This window comes from Pyxidicoccus sp. M6, assembly GCF_055568925.1.
In genome coordinates this window covers 7669297-7686811 of sequence record NZ_CM145714.1, presented here as the reverse complement: position 1 = coordinate 7686811, position 17515 = coordinate 7669297, and the positions used below count along the sequence as shown (strand labels likewise).

At 70.4% G+C, this 17515-nt stretch carries 13 protein-coding genes; 4 read left to right on the top strand and 9 right to left on the bottom strand.

Annotation, left to right across the window (positions count from 1 at the left end; all coding sequences use genetic code 11):
• Position 1: 1 nt before the first annotated feature.
• The 9 genes from ACVTJA_RS30215 to ACVTJA_RS30175 all read right to left on the bottom strand — a co-directional run bounded on the left by ACVTJA_RS30215 (position 2) and on the right by ACVTJA_RS30175 (position 10389).
• Positions 2 to 1195 (bottom strand): MXAN_6577-like cysteine-rich protein, encoded by a 1194-nt coding sequence (locus ACVTJA_RS30215; RefSeq protein WP_465824933.1) that lies wholly within the window; start codon positions 1193 to 1195, stop codon positions 2 to 4.
• Between the two features lie 121 nt (positions 1196 to 1316).
• The gene (locus ACVTJA_RS30210) at positions 1317 to 4271 is read right to left on the bottom strand and encodes a tetratricopeptide repeat protein (RefSeq protein WP_465824931.1); all 2955 of its coding nucleotides are present in this window, start codon (positions 4269 to 4271) and stop codon (positions 1317 to 1319) included.
• 123 nt (positions 4272 to 4394) lie between these two features.
• The gene (locus tag ACVTJA_RS30205) at positions 4395 to 4982 is read right to left on the bottom strand and encodes a hypothetical protein (protein ID WP_465824929.1); all 588 of its coding nucleotides are present in this window, start codon (positions 4980 to 4982) and stop codon (positions 4395 to 4397) included.
• Positions 4983 to 5053: 71 nt separating this feature from the next.
• Positions 5054 to 6874, bottom strand: coding sequence for a hypothetical protein (locus ACVTJA_RS30200; protein ID WP_465824927.1), 1821 nt, complete (start codon positions 6872 to 6874; stop codon positions 5054 to 5056).
• Positions 6875 to 6994: 120 nt separating this feature from the next.
• A complete protein-coding gene (locus tag ACVTJA_RS30195; RefSeq protein WP_465824926.1) occupies positions 6995 to 7417 on the bottom strand; it encodes a hypothetical protein in 423 nt (140 codons plus the stop codon).
• Positions 7418 to 7493: 76 nt separating this feature from the next.
• The gene (locus ACVTJA_RS30190; protein WP_465824924.1) at positions 7494 to 7829 is read right to left on the bottom strand and encodes a Carotenogenesis protein CarS; all 336 of its coding nucleotides are present in this window, start codon (positions 7827 to 7829) and stop codon (positions 7494 to 7496) included.
• Entirely contained in the window at positions 7826 to 8491 is a 666-nt protein-coding gene (locus tag ACVTJA_RS30185) for a DUF1109 domain-containing protein (RefSeq protein WP_465824922.1), read from the bottom strand. Before ACVTJA_RS30185 ends, ACVTJA_RS30190 begins: the two co-directional genes overlap by 4 nt.
• Complete coding sequence (locus ACVTJA_RS30180; RefSeq protein ID WP_465824921.1) at positions 8488 to 9033, bottom strand: RNA polymerase sigma factor; 546 nt, start codon at positions 9031 to 9033, stop codon at positions 8488 to 8490. Before ACVTJA_RS30180 ends, ACVTJA_RS30185 begins: the two co-directional genes overlap by 4 nt.
• Positions 9034 to 9186: 153 nt before the next feature.
• Positions 9187 to 10389 carry a metallophosphoesterase gene (locus tag ACVTJA_RS30175; protein WP_465824919.1) on the bottom strand — a complete coding sequence of 401 codons (1203 nt, stop codon included), beginning with the start codon at positions 10387 to 10389 and terminating at the stop codon, positions 9187 to 9189.
• 156 nt (positions 10390 to 10545) lie between these two features.
• On the opposite strand from ACVTJA_RS30175, the gene ACVTJA_RS30170 reads away from it, so the two are divergent.
• From ACVTJA_RS30170 to ACVTJA_RS30155, 4 genes are all read left to right on the top strand, one after another.
• Positions 10546 to 11013 (top strand): FKBP-type peptidyl-prolyl cis-trans isomerase, encoded by a 468-nt coding sequence (locus ACVTJA_RS30170; RefSeq protein WP_465824917.1) that lies wholly within the window; start codon positions 10546 to 10548, stop codon positions 11011 to 11013.
• A 167-nt stretch (positions 11014 to 11180) separates the two neighbouring features.
• Positions 11181 to 12383, top strand: coding sequence for a cyclic nucleotide-binding domain-containing protein (locus tag ACVTJA_RS30165; RefSeq protein ID WP_465824916.1), 1203 nt, complete (start codon positions 11181 to 11183; stop codon positions 12381 to 12383).
• A gap of 421 nt (positions 12384 to 12804) precedes the next feature.
• Positions 12805 to 14907, top strand: a complete 2103-nt coding sequence (gene fusA / locus ACVTJA_RS30160) for an elongation factor G (RefSeq protein ID WP_465824915.1) — start codon at positions 12805 to 12807, stop codon at positions 14905 to 14907.
• Positions 14908 to 15250: 343 nt separating this feature from the next.
• Positions 15251 to 17395, top strand: coding sequence for a sensor histidine kinase (locus ACVTJA_RS30155; protein ID WP_465824913.1), 2145 nt, complete (start codon positions 15251 to 15253; stop codon positions 17393 to 17395).
• The last annotated feature ends 120 nt before the right edge of the window (positions 17396 to 17515 follow it).

The window sequence follows — 17515 nt, the reverse complement described above, 5'->3', positions numbered from 1 at the left end:
CTCACTTCGGCTGCACTCCCGAAGCGCACAGCTTCGAGCACGTCGCGGTCAGCAGGCACGTCCCCGTGCACGGGCACAGTATCTGCCCGAGCCCGCACGCGGGAGTGATGCTGGTGACACACGCGCCACTCTTGCACGTCTTGCCCGAGGCACAGGCCACACCGCAGCGCCCGCAGTTGCGGCTGTCGAGCTGCACGTTGACACACGCGCTCCCGCACAGCGTCAGGCCCGGGTTGCACTGACACCTGCCTGCCACGCACTGCTGTGTCGACCCGCAGCGCGTGCCACAGGCGCCGCAGTTCTGCTCGTCCGTCTTCGCGTCCACGCACTGGCTTCCGCAGAGCGCCAGCGTCCCGGTGCAGGCACAGCGGCCATTCGTGCAGACCTGTCCCGTGACACACCGTCTATCGCAGGCGCCGCAGTGCTGCGCGTCCGTCCGCGTGTCCACGCAGCGGTCGCCACACGACTCCACGCCCGACGGGCATTGGCAGCGGCCGTCCCTGCAGAACTGCCCCCGACCGCACGCGGTGCCGCAGGCCCCACAGTTCCGGTCGTTCTGCCGCGTGTCGATGCAGACGTTTCCGCAGCGCTCCAGTTCCCCAGAACACTCGCAGCGTCCGCCCTCGCAGACTTCCGAGGGACCGCACACCGTCCCGCAAGCGCCGCAGTTCTGTGCGTCGGTCCTCGTGTCGATGCACCTGTCTCCGCACGTCACCTGTCCGGCCGGGCACGTGCCGGGCTCGGCGGCATCGTCCCCGCGCAGGCCGAGGATCAACGCCACCGTGCCACCGATGATGACGAGCCCACCCACCACGAGCCACCACCAGGGAAACTTCTTCGCGGGCAGCGGCGCGGGGCTCACCGACACGGCGATGGCGGGGCCCTCCGCGAAGCGCTCGTCGGGCTGGTCCTGGTCCGACACCACCAGCCGGAACGTGTATGGCCCCGGTGGCGCGCCCGGTGGCACGTGGAGGTCCACCGTGAAGACCTCCGTCGCTCCCGACGGCATGTCGCGATGGTCCGCGCCCCGGACGCTCAGCCACTCGGGCTTCAGCGGTGCTTCGGGGGCGAACCGCGCCACGGCCCGCAGCGCGAGCCCGGAGACATTCGAGACGGTGAAGGCCACCTCGCCGCGCCCGTCGGCGCCAAGTGAGAGCGTGGGGGACGGGGCGGTGATGGCGAACTCGCGCGGCATGTCGTGCGGCGTCCTCCGCGCTACGGATTCGAGGTCCCCCAAGGGTAGAGAGCCGCACCGCCCGGGGAAGCGACACCGGAGGGCAGGGGAGTGCCGCCTGCTTCACATCTCGCCGCGGGCCCTACTTCGTGCCGTGCGCCGCAAGCCACTGCGACGCCTCTTCGGCATTCGGGTGGTGGTTGCGCAGCCACTCCTCCCGGGCTTCACCCGCCAACTCCACCGCGCGGGAGCGCTCCTCCCCGCCGAGCTCCCACGTGGCCCGGGCCAACGCGAAGTGCACCTCGGCGCGAGCCGCTGGCGGTGCGAGCTTCAGCGCGCGTTGGAGGAGCGGCATCGCCCGGTCCGGCCTGCCCCGTCCCAGCCACGCGTCACCGAGCCCCACCAGATTGTAGGCCAGGCTCGGGTGCTCCTTCCCCAGCGCCTTCTCCATGACGCTCAGTGCACGACTGAAGCGCGCCTCCGCCTCCGGGTAGCGCTTCAGCTTGACCAGCGTGATTCCCAACCCCGTGAGCGCGGTGGTCACCATCGCGTGCTCGGGGCCCAGCTCCTTCTCCCACATCGCCAGCGCGCGCTCCTGCAGCACGCGGGCCTCCTCTCCGCGTCCGAGCTGCGCCAGCGAGCTGCCCAGGTTGAGGAGCGTGCTGGCCAGCTCGGGGCTGTCGGGGCCGAGCACCTTCTTCCGCAGCTCCAGCGCCCGCCCCGCCGACTTCACCGCGGCCTCGTATCTGCCCACGTCGTACTGCGCGATGCTCAGGTTGCTGAGCGCGGTGGCGAAGGCAGGATGGTCGACGCCGAGGAGCTTCTCGTCGAGCGCGACGATTCGCTCGAACTTCTCGAGCGCCTCCTCGTTCCGTCCCAGCTCCTTGAGCACCGCGCCCACGTTCGTCAGCGACTGGAGCGTGTCCGGGTGATTGGGGCCGAGCACCTTCTGCCGGAGCGCCAGCGCGCGCTCGGCCTTCTGTAGGGCGTCCTCGTTCTGTCCCATCCACCACGACACCCGGCCGAGGCTCGCGATGGCCTCGGCGACGGAGGGGTGCTCGGGTCCGAAGACCTTCATTCGCAGGGTGAGCGATTCCTCGTGCCGAGCGCGCGACTCCTCGTAGCGCCCCAGCTCCAGCAGCACGTTGCCCAGGATGCCGTGCGTATACGCGCGCACCGCGTCGTCCTCCGAGGCCTCCGCCAGCGCGTCCAGCGCCGGTTGAAGGGCCAGCGCCTCCTGATGACGGGAGAGCCGCTTGCTCAGCACGAAGGCCAGGTGGCTCAGCGCGCGCGTCATGAGCGCGGTGTCATGTCCTCGCGCGGCCGCGGCCAGGGCCTCGCGCGTCGGTGCCTCCTCGCCCGCGTAGTCGCCCGCGCCATCTCGCAGGCGCGCCACCAGGTAGAGGACCTGCGCGAGCAGCGGCGCATGGCCCACCCCCTTCACCTCCGCGAGCAGCGGCTCGGCCGCGGCCAGGCCCTGCTTGAACTGGCCCGTGCCGAGCTGCGCGTCCACGCGGTCCACCCGCTCCTGCAGGGCGTCCACCTTCGCGCGGACCGCCGGGTCCTCGGGCGGAGGCACGGCCGCCGTGAGCGCGCGGACATCCGCGCAGTCCTCCACGGGAGGCAGCGACTGAACGGCCTGCACGGCCTTGTCCAGCAGCGCCCGGTCTGCCTGCGTCGCCAGCAGCTCCGTCGTCGCGCGAAGGCGGGTGCGCCGGCGCTCCAGGCAGGACTCGCGAAGCTGCAGGAGGCGCAGCGGGCCCACGGTCTCCGCGTGCGCGGCCTCGCAGGCCTCGGTGCTCCCCCGGGCCCAGCGCTCCGCGTACCTGTCCAGCGCCGAGCCCACGCGCTCGGCGGTATCCGCGGCATGCGGCGCGCCGGTGCTCGTGAGCGCCTTCCGGACGCGCTCGCGCATGTCCGCATCCCAGATGCCCGCGAGCCGCGTCTCCTGGCCTCCGCAGCCCGGCTCCCGTGCGCGCTGGAGGGACACACCGCCCACGGCGAGCCCCACGAGCAGCACGCCCGCCGCCGCGAGCGCCACGTTCCGGCGCAGCACGCGGCGCCGCGCCTCCGGGTCATCCTCCAGCGCCGTGAGCAGCTCCGCCATGGAGGCGGGCCGGTCCTCCGGAGTGGGGCTCAGCCCGCGCAGCACGGCGCGCGTCACCCAGGCGGGGACCTCCGTGCGCGCCGGAGGCGCCGCCGGCCCCGCGCGCCGCGAGCGCAAGAGCTCCGACAGGCTCTGGCCCGTGAAGGGCGGCTGCCCGTAGAGCGCGTGGTACAGCGCCACGCAGAAGGCATACGAATCACTGCGGACATGGGCGGCCTGGCCCTCCAGCAGCTCGGGCGCCATGTAGAAGGGCGTGCCCATCAGCGCGCCGGGCACGGTGAGCGAGCTGCTCAGCGACGTGTCCGCGCTCAGGGAAACGGACGGAGCGACCTCGACGGCGCCCGTGGTCCCCGAGCGCGCGAGCCCGAAGTCCGTCACGCGCACGCGTCCATCGCGGCCCACCAGCACGTTGTCGGGCTTGAAGTCCCGGTGGATGAGGCCCGCCTCGTGCGCCGCCGCGAGCCCCCGGCCCGCGGCGATGAACACGGACAGCAGCTCGCGCCACGGGCGGGGTTGCGACTCCTGCCAGCCGCGCAGCGTCTGTCCCTCCACGAACTCCATCGCCAGGAAGACGGAGCCATCCTCCAGCGAGCCCGCGTCGTACACCGCCACCACGTTCGGGTGAGACAGGCGGGCCATGGCTTGCGCCTCGCGCACCAGCCGGGCCTCGCCGGCCGTGCCGCCGGGCGACGCGCTCCGGTAGCGCAGCAGCTTGAGGGCCACGCGCCGGTCCAACCGCGAGTCGTACGCGGCCAGCACCATGCCCATGCCGCCCTGGCCCACCTGCTCCAGCACCGTGTAGCGGCCGGTCAGCACGTGGCCGGGCTCCGGCATGGCGTTCGCGGCGTCCCGCTTCGCGGAGGACGAGGACCACGTCGCCGTGTTGGCCTCGTCGGAGGAAGCGGAAGAGGAGGGGACGAAGGTGGGGGCCGAGGGGTCCTCGTCCGGTGGAGGGGGCTGGCCGTGCCCGCTCCGCGCCTCGTCGCTCATCCGCGTACCTCCCCACGTCCCGGGCCCGAGGGCCCTGCCCGCACGCTACCGGGGGAGTCGGCTCGACTTCCAGACCCCGTGCCCCCGGGATGCCATCCGGGGGCACTCATCTGTCAACCGTGGTCAGGGACTCGGGACGGTATTGCCGAAGTCCGTGTTGCCTACCTTGACCGGCGGGCCGACCGGCCGAGGCATGGGCCCTTGACTCTCGGCCTCGCGCAACGACGACTTGTCGCTTCCGGTGACGCGAAACGCGTCTGTCGCATGCACTCCGAAGCCTGCGCCCTGGGCATGTGCGGTCAACTGGATGGGGTCGCTCGGAGCCCTGTCGATGGTGAACGCCAACTCACGAGCATGGACGCCCTGTGGCGCATCCGCGGGGACCTCCCACGCGTCCGAGCCGGCCACCAGTCGTACCCCTGTAGGCACCTGCACCTGAACGGCCAGGGGGGCCGTGAAGGGTGATTGCTTCAGGACCTCGGCGCGGAGCTTGAGCCGCGAGTCACTCTGCTCCAGCCGGACCCAGCGCACGACTGCGGGCGCCCGTGGCCCATCCTGGCGCGTGGGAGTCTGCTCCTGTGTCGCCTCCGTGGAGGGGCTGCCTTGTTCTGCATTCGCGTAGGGGGTGGCAGCCCTGTTGTCGGCGTGATGGCAGCCTGTCGTCACCAGAAGCGTCACGACCAATACGGTTTGGGAAATAGTGCGAATCATCGCGTTCTCGAATCGGGTTGGGGTTCAATGACAAGCGGGCGTGGCACGCTGTTGCAATCCGCCTTCGGTGCTCATCCTGGACGGCAGGTACCCGCGCTGCAGACATATCCAGGGGCACAGGCCTCGCAGGCGTTGCCGCCCGTGCCGCAGGCCGAGACCGTGTTTCCGGGCTGGCAGCTTCCGGCCATGCAGCATCCTCCACAGGTCCTGCTGCAGCTCGAGGTGGAGCACAGAGGTGCGTTGCTGGGATACGGATACGCGGTCGTGGGCTCCGTCGCGGTGTCCACGGCCTGCGCCGGATACCCTTCGCATCTCACCGCATCCAGGAAGTCGGCCAGCATGGGGCGGGGAAGGCCCGTGTCCTGCACGTTCATGTACTGGCCGGTGTCCCTGTTCACCTCCCAGACATGCCGGGTGTAGCCACGGGTGAAGGGCGGCGTGTTGAGCTGCCGCGAGACCAGGGCCCGGTCGACGGCGGCGGTGCCCCAGGTACGGCCGCGGGACAGCCGCCAGACGATGGCGGAGACTTCGTTCTCATCCATGAGCTGGATGAGCCCGAGACTCGGAGAGGGACGCGTCCAGGGCGTGTTGCCCTGATAGTCCCGAGCGTCGATGTTCAACCAGAACATCGCTCCGTTCTGCTTGTCGACGTAATAGCTGTCGTTACGGAGGTTGGAGCTGAACCACGTGGCGTAGCCCTCGGACCAGGCCTGGCCGGGGAAGGTGGGATTGCCGAGCATGTGGAAGCCACCTTCATTGGGACTGGTTCCGTAGCTGGCCATCGTCCAGTGACCCAGCTCATGCCCCGTGACGGAGTCCGCCCAGAAGCTCTGATTCGCATCGGCCGGAATCCACATCTGCGCGAGGAAGGGGAGCCCGAAGACGCGCGTGGGCACGGGCGCGAAGCAGGCGCCACACGACCAGCTCGTGCCATACCCCAGCCAGATGACGAGCGGCAGGCCCGGACGTCCCGCGAAGCGCTGCAGGGTCACCGCATGGGCGTAGCGGAGGTAGTCGTAGACGCGGACCGCGCCCGAGCCCATTGCTTCCGTGATTCTGAGGGTGGAGGACGCGCCAAGCGAGGATGTGAGGAACCCGTAGGACCAGAGTCTCGGATTGGGCTTCTGGGCTGCGATGTCCTGAATCCCTGGTGCCGGGAAGCCCGGGGCCACCACCGCGAACGCGAGCCCGTCCGCTCCATCGCTCGCGGCCAGCGCCACGGCGACGAAGTCCGTGCTCGTCGGGGTCTGGGGAACGTCGATGGAGAAGCCGCCGGTCCCATTCGTCACGGCGACATCCAGGAGTTGGTCGCCGGAGTAGGAGAGGACCAGGAGGCTGACGCCATTGGCCACGAAGACCGAGCCCCAATCCGTCAGCGAAGCATTCGGACTCCGCGCCTCGTAGGTCACCTTTGCGCTGAGCACCTTCTTCGGTATCGCCGGAGCGCAGAAGCTGCCCAGGACGCTGGCCTTGCATCCGCCAGCGCATGCCGTGGTCGCCCAGGCCCCGCCCGTGCACGTCTGCAGCACGCCGGTGCCGCTGCACTGGCTCTCGCCCTCGCGGCACGCCGCCGTCAGGACGCACTCGGCGCGGCCAGCCCGCACCGCGCAGCTCTCACCCTGACGGCAGTCATACTGATAGACGGACGGAATCGATGCGCCCGTTGGAGTGATGCAGGCCTCGATGCGCGTGGACGAGGCGCAGCGTCCCTCCGTCGGGACTCCGCCGCATGCCAGGGTGCCTGCATCCCGCGAGGTCTGGCCGCCATCTACTTCCGTGGACGTCCCCGCATCGCGGGATGGCGAAGGGCCATCATCCGGGTCGTCCTCGTTCGATGACGGGCAGCCTCCGAGACAGAAGGCGAGTGCTGCCACCCAAATCCATGCGCGCATGTTCCCCCCTCCAGGGTGTGGAGCTCGGGGGATATGCGATTCTTTGTCGAGGCACACTCGCCGCGCGGAGGTATTGACAAGCCAGACGTGGCAGTGGATGCGAATCGCAGTCGCTTCGTGTCAGCGCCGCGCTCGCTTGCGGTGCTCTGTAATCCATTGCCGCGCTTCGTGCTCGTCCTTGACGAACTGCACGTCGAAGCGCTTCTTGCCCGACAGCAGCATGGCCACCGTGAGCCCCTTGGCGGTGATGTGCTGGAGCAGGCCACCGCCGATGTAGACCATGGCCTTGAACCAGTCGGAGCTGGCGTGCTTCGCGAGGTGCTGGCGGGCCTCCTGGGACAGGCGCGGTTGGGGGAAGCCCGGCATCGGCGTCATCTGCACCACGCAATACACGGGGCCGGTGGAGGTCATCCCGTTGAGGAGCTCCACCCACTTCTCACCGTCAGCCTGGGTAATCCAGCCACGGACGATGGCCCAATGGACGTCGGGCGGCTCGAAGCGGAGCTGGTGGTTGCCGACAATCCATTCGCCTGACTCTTCCATCGCTGCCTCCTTTCCTTCTCGACGTCGGAGGCGCGGGCTTGTGATTCTGGAAGTTCAGCGAGGGCGGCGTTTCACGTCACGGCATGCGGTCCGGAGCGGACCGGCTCACGTCGCGCGTGGCCTGCCGGTGCTGGGCGATGCGGTTGCGGGCCCACTCGGGCGCCAGGTCCAGCTCCTCGGGGAAGAAGAGGTCCTCGCCCAACCCCTCCACGTGGACCTGGATGAGCGGGTCATCGGGGTACTGACTCGGCGGGTCGTCGTACACCAGCCCCACCACCAGGCCCGTGCGCCCGAGGAAGCGCTGGCTGATGGTGCCATCCGCCGAGCGGCTCACGACCTTCACGGTCTCGCCAATCCGCACCGGCGCGCCGTCCACGTCACTGCAGATGATGAGAGAGGGGTCCTGGTTCATGGCGCATAGGAACGGGGTTTGAGCGACTTGGAGATGACCAGCGACGCAACGACGATGAGTCCCCACGCCAGCAGGTGGTAGCCGGCGACGTGACGCCAGCCGCGCTCGCACGCGAGCTCGCCGAGGAAGGCGCCCGTCGTCCCCACCGCGAGGCCCGCGCACAGGGCCCGCATCGGTTGAAAGACGGCGGTGCGCAGGACGAGCAGCGCCACCACCAGCGGCACCGCGCCCACCGCGAGGTGGCTCGCCGTGCACACCCACTCCGGCACGGTGGAGACGGCGTGCGGCGTGTCCCGCGCCAGCACCAGCACGGCCGCCGTCAGCATGGACAGCACCACGCCCACGCGCCGCAGCACGCGCCCGCGAGGCGACAGCGCGCCCCACGCGCACATGGCGCTCGTGCCCAGCAGCAGCACGAGCAGGTGCGCACGGCTCAGCAGCAGCGCCCCCGAGGTGACGCCCAGGGCCAGCAGCACCGCCGCGACCAGGAGCGACAGTCCGCCCGAGGCCGCCACCACCCAGGCCGCATGCGTGCGCCAGCTCCGCGAGGGCCGGGCCTGCGCCAGCTCGCCGCGCGCGGCCGCGAGGACCCGCGAGGCCGCGGCCGAATCCTTCGCGGGCTCCTCGGAGAGGAGCGAGTCGAGGTCGAGGGGCGGGCTCATCGCGCCTCCTCCAGGGAGCCCAGCAGCTCCCGCAGTCGCTCATAACCCCGGTGCGCCCGCAGGCGCGCCGCCCCCGCGCTGATGCCTCGCAGCGCGGCAATCTCCTCGAAGGACCAGCCCTCCACCTTGCTGAGAATCACCGCCTCGCGGTGGTCCGGGTGGAGCTGCTGGAGCGCGTCCAGCAGGTGCCGGCGCATGCTCGGGTCGCCGGACGGAGGCTGCGCCGAGGTGGGCGCGGACGTGTCCTCGTGCGAGGCATACGCATCCACGTGGCGCTGGTGCCGCAGCGCATCCCGCGCGGCATTGGCGGCGATGGTCATCAGCCACGGCAGGAAGCGGGTGCCGGGCTCGTAGCGTCCGCGTGAGCGGATGACGGAGAGGAACGTGGCCTGCAAGAGGTCCTCCGCGAGCGGGCCGCTGCGCACCATGCGCGCGAGGAAACCCTGCACCCGACCGGAGTGCCGGGAGAAGAGGACCTCGAATGCATCCTGCGCGCCGTCGCGAAACCGTTCCATCAGCTCTTCGTCCGTTGGACTCCCCATCTCCCGACTCCCCCGTACGGGCCAGCCCGAAAAGTGTTTCCGGAGGCCCTCTCCGCCCCGCGGCTCGCGCCAAATCGGCGGAAACACGGGTGGATTCAGGGAACGGTGCCCCTCCAGGCCGGAGGGCGGACGAGCGGCCTCGTGGGGCGGAGACTACCCGGGCAGCAGCACAATCCGTGCGATTTCCGACGGCGCACCCACACGCATGGGCGGGCCCACGAAGCCGCAGCCCCGGCTGACATAGAGCTGCGAGGCCTCCGTCCGGCTCAGCCCGGCGTTGCGGTCTCCCCAGATGAGGCCGCCCATCACCGTGCCGGGGAACATCTGCCCGCCGTGGGTGTGCCCCGAAAGCTGGAGCCCCACGCCGCGCTTCGCGACCTCGTCGAAGTTGGAGGGCTGGTGCGCCAGCAGCACCGACGCGCGGTCCGGCCGCACGTCCCTCAGCGCCGCGTCCAAATCATACCCGGGCTCGCCGAACCGCTCCGCGCTCCAGTCGTCCACGCCCGCGAGCTGGAAGGACGCCGCGCCGTCGCCAATCACCACCGAGCGGTTGCGCAGCACCTGGATGCCCAGCCCCTTCACGAAGGCCACCCACTCGTCCACGCCCGAGTAGTAGTCGTGGTTGCCGGTGACGAAGAAGGTCCCGTGCCGGGCACGCAGCGCGCCGAAGCCCGCGACGAAGGGGCCCAGCGCCTCCACGGAGCCGTCGACCAGGTCGCCCGTCATCGCGATGAGGTCCGGCTTCAGCGCGTTGGTGCGCGACACCAGCTCGTCCACGAAGCGGCGCTGAAGGATGCCGCCGACGTGGATGTCCGTGAGCTGCACCAGCGTGAAGCCCTCCAGCGCCTTCGGCAGCCCGGGCAGGCGCACGGGGATGTCCCGCACCTCGGGCGGATGGAAGGCGCGCCAGGTGCCGTAGCCGCTGACGGCCGTGCCCGCCAGGCCCGCTCCCAGCGCCAGCCCCCGGCCCAGCAGCGCCCGGCGCTCCGGGGACGCGGGCTCCGAGGGCGTCGGTGCCGCCGGTGTCCCCTGGGCCTTGCGCCGCGCCCGCCACCGCGCCAGCGCGCGCAGCCCGTCCGCCGCGAGGACGAACATGAGCAGGTAGAGGACGAGCCCCGTCCACAGCAGGAAGGCGATGCCCACCCCGCGGAACGCGTCCGACGGGAGCACGGCGCCCAGGGCCCGCGCGCCCAGCGCTCCGGCGAAGCCCACCGCGAAGAGCGCCTGCGCCGCGAGGCGGACGCCCCGGCGCTTCGTCACGTCGCGGACCAGCCGGCGGTAGAGGTAGACGTGCCCGGCCGTCAACAGCAGGAGCACCGGAACGAAGAACAGGAGGAGGCTGACCCAGCGGGACATGGAGGGCCCCTGCATAACGGACGCCTGCTCGGAGCGCCCCTGTATTCCAGGGTGGCAGGCAGGCACGCCACACGGCCCTTTCGCGCGGTGCCGGGGCGGGGCAGGCTCCCTCCATTCGCGAGGCCGACTCCCGGCCCCGTCCGTGTCGAGGACTTCATGCTCCGTTCGCTGCTGCTCTGTGCCCTGCTCGTCCCACTGTTCGGATGTGGAGGGGACACCCAGGTTCCGGACTCCGCCGACCCCGCCAAGGTGACGTACGCGGAGTCGCTGAACGTGGACCTGTCGGCCATGACGCTGCTGCCGAGCGGCCTCTACATCCAGGATGACCCGGTGGGCACGGGGACGGAGGCGGTGGCGTCGAAGCGGGTGCAGGTGCACTACACGGGCTACCTGCCCGACGGCACGAAGTTCGACACCAGCGAGGGCGGGCCGCCCATCTCCTTCATGCTGGGCGCGGGTGCGGTCATCAAGGGGTGGGACGAGGGCATCGCCGGGATGAGGGTCGGCGGCTCGCGCCGGCTCGTCATCCCCGCGACGCTCGGCTACGGCGAGCGAGGGGCGTCCGGCGCCATCCCCCCGTGGTCGGTGCTCATCTTCGACACGGAGCTGGTGTCCGTGAGGTGAGGGACGGCAGGCGGGCGTCCACGCGCCGACACCTCCGTCCGTGTCGCGGGCCCGGACGGTGTGTCACGGTGATATAGCCTCGGCCTGTCTTCCGGGGCGTCAGGGCCGGGCACCTCCTGGTTCCTGAAACACGGTTTCAATACATCCCGGAATCGGGGGGACGAGCGATGTCACGGTCCGAGGCGGAGATGCTCAACGAAGGCGGCGCGCGTGCCGGTGCGGTGGGAGAGGGGGCCTTCCAGGCGCTCCAGGCGCTGATGATGCTCGCCGAGCCGGACCGGGCCGCGCAGCTCTACGAAGAGCTGAGCTCCGCGCAGCGTGAGCGGCTCCAGAAGGAGGCCGCGCAGGCCCCCGTCCAGGAGCGCCAGCGGCTGGCGGAGGTGATGCGGCAGGCGCGCGACTTCTCCGGCGCCGCGCGGATGCTGGACGGCTGCGGCGCGGATGGCCTCGTGGCGGACCTGTACGTGCAGGGCGGCCAGTACGTGGAGGCCGCGGAGGCGTACCTGCGCGCCGGCCAGGTGGAGCGCGCGGCGGCGGCCCTCGAGCGCGGCGGCGCGCTGGAGCGGGCGCTGGAGGTGTACCGCGGCCTGGGTGCGCGCGAGCCGATGGCGCAGTGCCTGGTGCGCCTGGGCCGCCCCTACGAAGCGGCGGCCATCTACCGCGAATTGGGCCAGTCCCACGCGGAGGTGGAGGCCCTGGGCAGCGTGCCCGCGGGAGACCCGCGCCACCTCGAGTCCGTGCTGCGCATGTGCAAGCTGCTGGACGGCGAGGGCTTCACGCGGCGGGCGCTGGCGCTGCTGGCGGACACCATGCGTGGCTCGGAGTCGGCGCGCGCGGACCCGGCGCTGGCGGCGGAGAAGGCGCGCCTGTTGCGCCGCATGGGCATGGAGGCGGAGGCCGAGGCCGTCATCGCGCGGCTGCCCGCGAGCGCGTCGGCTCCGGAGGCCAACGGCTACGGGTACCTGAAGGCCATCCCCATCTTCGGCGAGCTGTCGCTGGAGGACATGAAGGACCTCTACCGCGTGGCGCGGCAGGTGCTCATCCCCGCGGGCGCGGTGCTGCTGGAGAAGGGCGCGCAGGGCGTGGGCCTCTTCGTGCTGCTGGAGGGCACGGTGGAGGTCTACAGCGGCGCGGAGCCGGACGCGCGGCGCCTCAACACGCTGGGGCCCGGCGCGTACCTCGGCGAGATTTCCCTGGTGCAGGACGCACCCGTGTCCGCGCAGGTGAAGGCGCGCACGGCCGTGCGGGCGCTGCGCATCACCCGCGCCGGCTTCCAGCACTACCTGGACACCCACGAAGCCGCCGCGCTGCGCATCTTCCGCTTGTTCACGCAGAACCTGGCCGCGCGCGTGCGTGCGCTGAGCTCGTAAGCACCGGAATAAAGACAGACAGGGCCCCCGGGTTGACAAGCCCGCCCGGGTGCTTTATCTCATTCGCATCATGAGGCCCGTTTCCAACATCGCCCTGCTGAGTGCGCGCACGTTCGCGCCGGCGGCGGACGTGTGCCTCGCCCCCCGCAACGAGGTTCTGCTCGACATTTGAGCTGGCGGACCGGTGTGCTCCGGCCCGCGGGTTGACTGGTTCCCGCGTGCCCTGAGTCCCGGCTCCGCCCTCGTGTTGTCGGTGCCCTCGTGTGTCCTCACGCGTCCCGGAGCGGGCCCTTCGTGCCCCTCCGGCGTGTCTCGCGTGCGTGTCCCCGGGCCGCGCTGACGCCCTTCCTTCAATCTCAACCAGCCGTCTGTCTTTTCGCCACCCGCGGGCCTCTCGGCCCGACGGCAATGGGAGTCTTTTATGTCTCGCAACACTCGCATCGAGCGGTACCGCAACATCGGCATCATGGCGCACATCGACGCGGGCAAGACGACGCTCACCGAGCGCGTCCTGTTCTTCACCGGCCGCATCCACTCCACGGGTGAGGTGCATGACGGCTCCACGGAGATGGACTGGATGCCGGAGGAGAAGAAGCGCGGAATCACCATTACGTCCGCGGCCACCACCGCGTACTGGAAGCCCGTGCACGGGACGGCGGCGGGTGTGCCCCACCGCATCAACATCCTGGACACGCCGGGACACGTGGACTTCACCATCGAGGTGGAGCGCAGCTTGCGCGTCCTCGACGGCGCGGTGGCGGTGTTCGACGCCAGCCAGGGCGTGGAGCCCCAGTCGGAAGCGGTGTGGCGTCAGGCGGACAAGTACCGCGTGCCGCGCATCGCCTTCCTCAACAAGATGGACAAGGTGGGCGCGGACTTCGCCATGAGCATCGCGTCCATGGAGGAGCGGCTCGGCGCCCGCGCGGTGGCCGTGCAGCTTCCCATCGGCGAGGGCTCGGAGTTCCGCGGCCTCGTGGACCTGGTGCGCATGAAGGCCGTCTTCTTCGAGGGAGACGAGGGCGAGTACCGCGAGGAGCCCCTCACGGCGGAGTTGCGTGAGCTGGCGGAGGTGTACCGGCAGCGGCTCATCGAGGCGGCCGCGGACGTGGACGCGGTGGTGCTGGAGAAGTTCGTGGACGGTCGGTTGGAAGAGGTGACGGCGGAGGACCTGGAGCGCGCGCTGCGCGCGGGCACCCTCGCGCGGACGCTGGTGCCGGTGCTCGGCGGGTCCGCCTTCAAGAAGAAGGGAGTGCAGATGTTGCTGGATGCCATCGTCAACTACCTCCCCGCGCCGTCGGACCCGGCCGCCGTCGAGGGCTTTGTCCCCGGCACGAATGAGCGCGTGTCCCGTCCGGCGTCGGACGCGGGTCCTCCGACGGCCCTTGTCTTCAAGCTGATGAACGACAAGTCCGTGGGCGGCATCGTCTTCCTGCGCGTGTACTCGGGCACGCTGCGCGCGGGCACCGTCCTGCTCAACCCCTCCACGGGGAAGCGGGAGCGGATTGGCCGGCTCATGTTCATGCATGCCAACCGCCGCGAGGAGGTGGCGGAGGTACACGCGGGAGACATCTGCGCGGCGCTCGGCCTCAAGGGCGTGCGCACGGGCGACACGCTGACGGACCCGGAGGCTCCGGTGGTGTTGGAGTCGCTGGGTGTCATGGAGCCCGTGGTGCAGCTCGCCGTGGAGGCGCGCTCGCCCGCGGAGCTGACGAAGCTGGAGGAAGGCCTGCACCGGCTGGCGGCGGAGGACCCGTCGCTCCGCGTGGGCGTGGACCCGGAGAGCGGCCAGGTGCTGCTGTCCGGCATGGGTGAGCTTCACCTGGAGGTGGTCGTGTCTCGGTTGCTGACGGAGTACGGCGTGGGGGCAAGCGTGGGACAGCCGAAGGTGGCGTACCGCGACACGCTCCGGCGCCAGGTGCGCCAGGCGTACAGCCACGTCCGCCAGACCGGCGGGACCGGGCAGTACGCGAAGGTGGTGCTGGACGTGGGTCCGGCGCCGCGAGGGGCGGGGCTCGTCTTCGTGGACGCCACCCGTGGCGGCAACATTCCCAAGGAGCTGGTCCCCGCCGTCGAAAAGGGCGTGGCCGGCGCCATGGCGCGGGGCGTGCGCGACGGCGTACCCCTGGTGGACGTGGAGGTGCGGCTGGTGGATGGCGACACGCACGTGAAGGACTCCACGCCGCAGGCGTTCGCGGTGGCGGGCTCGATGGCGCTTCAGGAGGCGGCACGGAACGCGGGGCTGCTGGGGCTGGAGCCGGTGATGGACGTGGAGGTGACGACGCCCGAGGAGTACCTGGGTGACGTGCTCGGAGACCTGTCCGCGCGGCGCGGGCGGGTGCTGGGGATGGAGGCGCGAGGCAACGTGCGGGTGGTCTCCGCGCGCGTGCCGATGGCCAACCTCTTCGGCTACGTGAACAGCCTGCGCAGCCGCACGCAGGGACGGGCCCAGGCCAGCATGCGCCTGGGCGCGTACGAGCCGGTGCCGGAGTCGCTCCAGCCGGCGCAGGCCGAAGCGCGCGTGTGACGTGAGGTGAGGGGAGGGCCCCGGGACGCTGGCGACAGGTCCCGGGGCCTTCTTCGGCCCGCTCCGCGTCCACAACCGCCACCGCAGGTCGCGGCGCCATGTGCGCGGCATGACAGCGATTGCCGCGGAATGGACAGCTGTTTGCTCGTGGGCGGTGGGTGGACGACAGGGTGCCCTGGGGTTGGAGGAGGAGGCCGCGCTTGCTGCGTAACCCTGGCGCATGCCACGTACTCCGATGCGCTTCGGGGCGAGGACACGCCGGAGCGGTGACGCACCACTGAGCGAGCCTCCTTCGCCCATTCGTCCCTCTGCTCCCACAGGGCTCAGCTCTCAACAGGAGCAGATGCTTTATTTCCTGCGCGTCTCCTTCCTGAGCGGGCCACTGTTCATTCTCTTCTACGGGGTGAGCGGGCTCCTGCTCGGGCGCATCGACCTGCTACTCATGGCTGGCGCTCTCATCGTCGCCGGGTCGCTTCCTCTCCTCGGGATCCGACAGCTGGCGCTGAAGGGCCGCCTGCATGCCGCGGCACTCGGAGCGGGCTACACGGTGCTGGTGCTGGCGAGCCTCTTCGCCTTCATCCTTCCAGTCCTGTACCCCGCCTATCTCATTCTCGCTCTGGTGGGTGTGGCCTGCGTCCTGCCCTACGCTCGCGGCAGGGTCCTGAAGATCTATCTCTTCGCGGTGCTGGCCACCATGGTGCTGGTGGTCCTGGCCGCTGTGCTGAGATCCTCACCCGCCCCGTTCTCCGAGGCCCTCATGGACGGGCTGCTCCTCGTGAGCATCACTGCCCCAGGTGTCCTCATCTGCCTGCTCCTATGGCAGTACAGCAGCAGGCTGCGGCAGCAGCTCGAGTACATCCAACAGAGCGAGCAGCGCTTCCGGTCTCTGGCAGAGGCATCCTCGAAGGCGGTGTGGATCAGCCCCCCAGGGGGGAACCCGCTGGAGGTCTCCTCGGACCAGCAATGGCTTATCGGGAAGAGCGAAGGGGAGCTCCAGGCGCGTCCGCGGACATGGCTCGAGATGATCCATCCCGGTGATCAGAAGAAGCTCCTCGCGGACTGGAGGCGGGCGCTGGAGGGCCGTGTGTCCTATGAGTGCGAGTTCCGCCTGCTCCATCCCGATGGCTCCACGACCTTCATGCTCGCGCGGAGCGTGCCGGTGTTCGCTGCCTCCGGCCAACTGCTCGAGTGGGTGAGTGCCTGCTCCGACATCACGGAGCGAAAAGCGGCCGAGGGGGCGCTCCGGTTCTTGAGCGAGGCGGGGACCCTGCTTGCCTCATCTCTCGAGCTCAGCACGACCCTCCAGAGCGTGGGACAGCTGGCCATCCCCCTGCTCGCGGACTGCTGCCTGCTGGATCTGCTCGATGAGACTGGAGAGTGGCGGCTGGCGGCGCTCATGCCTGACGACGCTGCAGCCAAAGCTGTCTCACCTGCAGCGCGGGAGCAGACGGGAGGCGCCAGCACTCCGGCAGAGCTCTTTTCAGGAGGGCTCGAGCCGCGCAGGGTCACCCTCTCCGGAGAGGAGAGCCCGCCTGGGATGGACCTGCGTCGCATTTCCATGCTGCGGGCACTGGGGGCGGACTCCCTTCTCCTGGTGCCGCTGGTGGCGCGCGGGCATCTCTCGGGCGTTCTCACGCTCGGCCGAAACTCACGGAGCCGCCCCTTCACCAGTCAGGAAACCCTCCTGGCGGAGATGCTGGGACGGCGCGTCGCGGTTGCCGTGGACAATGCTCAGCTCTTCCAACAATCCCAGCGTGCCATGCGTCTGCGCGATGACTTCCTTGCGATTGCCGCGCACGAGCTGCGGACCCCACTGACGCCGCTGCAGCTCCGATTGCACGTCCTGCGTCGGCGCGGCAGGGAGCTGGCCCGGAGCCCGGAGGCAGCCGCGTGGTTCGAGCAGCAGCTCGCGGTCATCGAACGCCAGGCCGGCCGGATGGCGCGGCTCATCAACGAGATGCTGGACATCTCGCGGCTGGAGGAGGGCCGGCTGGACGTGGAGCTGGAACCCGTCGATCTGGCGGCACTGGTGCGGGAGATCGTGGCGCGCTTGGAGGAAGCGGGAGAGGGAGTGCGCAGCAAGAGCCCGGTGCGGTTGAGCTTGTCGGATGACGTGGTCGGGCAATGGGACCGGCTGCGGATGGAGCAGGTGGTCGAGAACCTGCTATCCAACGCCTTCAAGTACGGCCAGGGACGGTCCATTGATGTGGAGGCCCGACGGGAAGGCGCGCTGGCCCGGTTGGTGGTGAGGGACCGCGGCATCGGCATTGCTCAGCAGGACCAGGAGCGCGTGTTCGGGCGCTTCGAGCGAGCTGTGTCCGTGCGACACTTCGGCGGGTTCGGGCTGGGGCTCCACATCGCGCGGCGGGCGGTGGAGGCCATGGGTGGCACCATCCATCTCGAGTCGAAGCCAGGGGAGGGCTCGGTCTTCACGGTGGTGTTACCGCTGGCTGTGCCGCACGAGGCCCCGGCGCCGGGAGGTGCTTGAGAAGTGCGGGAGCGCCGGCCAACGGGGGCGCCCTCGTCTGGCGTCAAGAGGCCCAGACCCCGATGGTTACACAGGTGCCAGGGCCTTCTTCGTCCCGCTCCGCACGAGAGGAAAGCGGAG

What these genes read in the sequence shown, in the direction of transcription:
- ACVTJA_RS30205 (WP_465824929.1), bottom strand. Translation starts at nt 4,982, where the DNA reads ATGATTCGCACTATTTCCCAAACCGTATTGGTCGTGACGCTTCTGGTG.
- ACVTJA_RS30195 (WP_465824926.1), bottom strand. Translation starts at nt 7,417, where the DNA reads ATGGAAGAGTCAGGCGAATGGATTGTCGGCAACCACCAGCTCCGCTTC.
- ACVTJA_RS30165 (WP_465824916.1), top strand. Translation starts at nt 11,181, where the DNA reads ATGTCACGGTCCGAGGCGGAGATGCTCAACGAAGGCGGCGCGCGTGCC.
- ACVTJA_RS30185 (WP_465824922.1), bottom strand. Translation starts at nt 8,491, where the DNA reads ATGAGCCCGCCCCTCGACCTCGACTCGCTCCTCTCCGAGGAGCCCGCG.
- fusA (WP_465824915.1), top strand. Translation starts at nt 12,805, where the DNA reads ATGTCTCGCAACACTCGCATCGAGCGGTACCGCAACATCGGCATCATG.
- ACVTJA_RS30210 (WP_465824931.1), bottom strand. Translation starts at nt 4,271, where the DNA reads ATGAGCGACGAGGCGCGGAGCGGGCACGGCCAGCCCCCTCCACCGGAC.
- ACVTJA_RS30170 (WP_465824917.1), top strand. Translation starts at nt 10,546, where the DNA reads ATGCTCCGTTCGCTGCTGCTCTGTGCCCTGCTCGTCCCACTGTTCGGA.
- ACVTJA_RS30190 (WP_465824924.1), bottom strand. Translation starts at nt 7,829, where the DNA reads ATGAACCAGGACCCCTCTCTCATCATCTGCAGTGACGTGGACGGCGCG.
- ACVTJA_RS30215 (WP_465824933.1), bottom strand. Translation starts at nt 1,195, where the DNA reads ATGCCGCGCGAGTTCGCCATCACCGCCCCGTCCCCCACGCTCTCACTT.
- ACVTJA_RS30175 (WP_465824919.1), bottom strand. Translation starts at nt 10,389, where the DNA reads ATGTCCCGCTGGGTCAGCCTCCTCCTGTTCTTCGTTCCGGTGCTCCTG.
- ACVTJA_RS30155 (WP_465824913.1), top strand. Translation starts at nt 15,251, where the DNA reads ATGCTTTATTTCCTGCGCGTCTCCTTCCTGAGCGGGCCACTGTTCATT.
- ACVTJA_RS30180 (WP_465824921.1), bottom strand. Translation starts at nt 9,033, where the DNA reads ATGGGGAGTCCAACGGACGAAGAGCTGATGGAACGGTTTCGCGACGGC.
- ACVTJA_RS30200 (WP_465824927.1), bottom strand. Translation starts at nt 6,874, where the DNA reads ATGCGCGCATGGATTTGGGTGGCAGCACTCGCCTTCTGTCTCGGAGGC.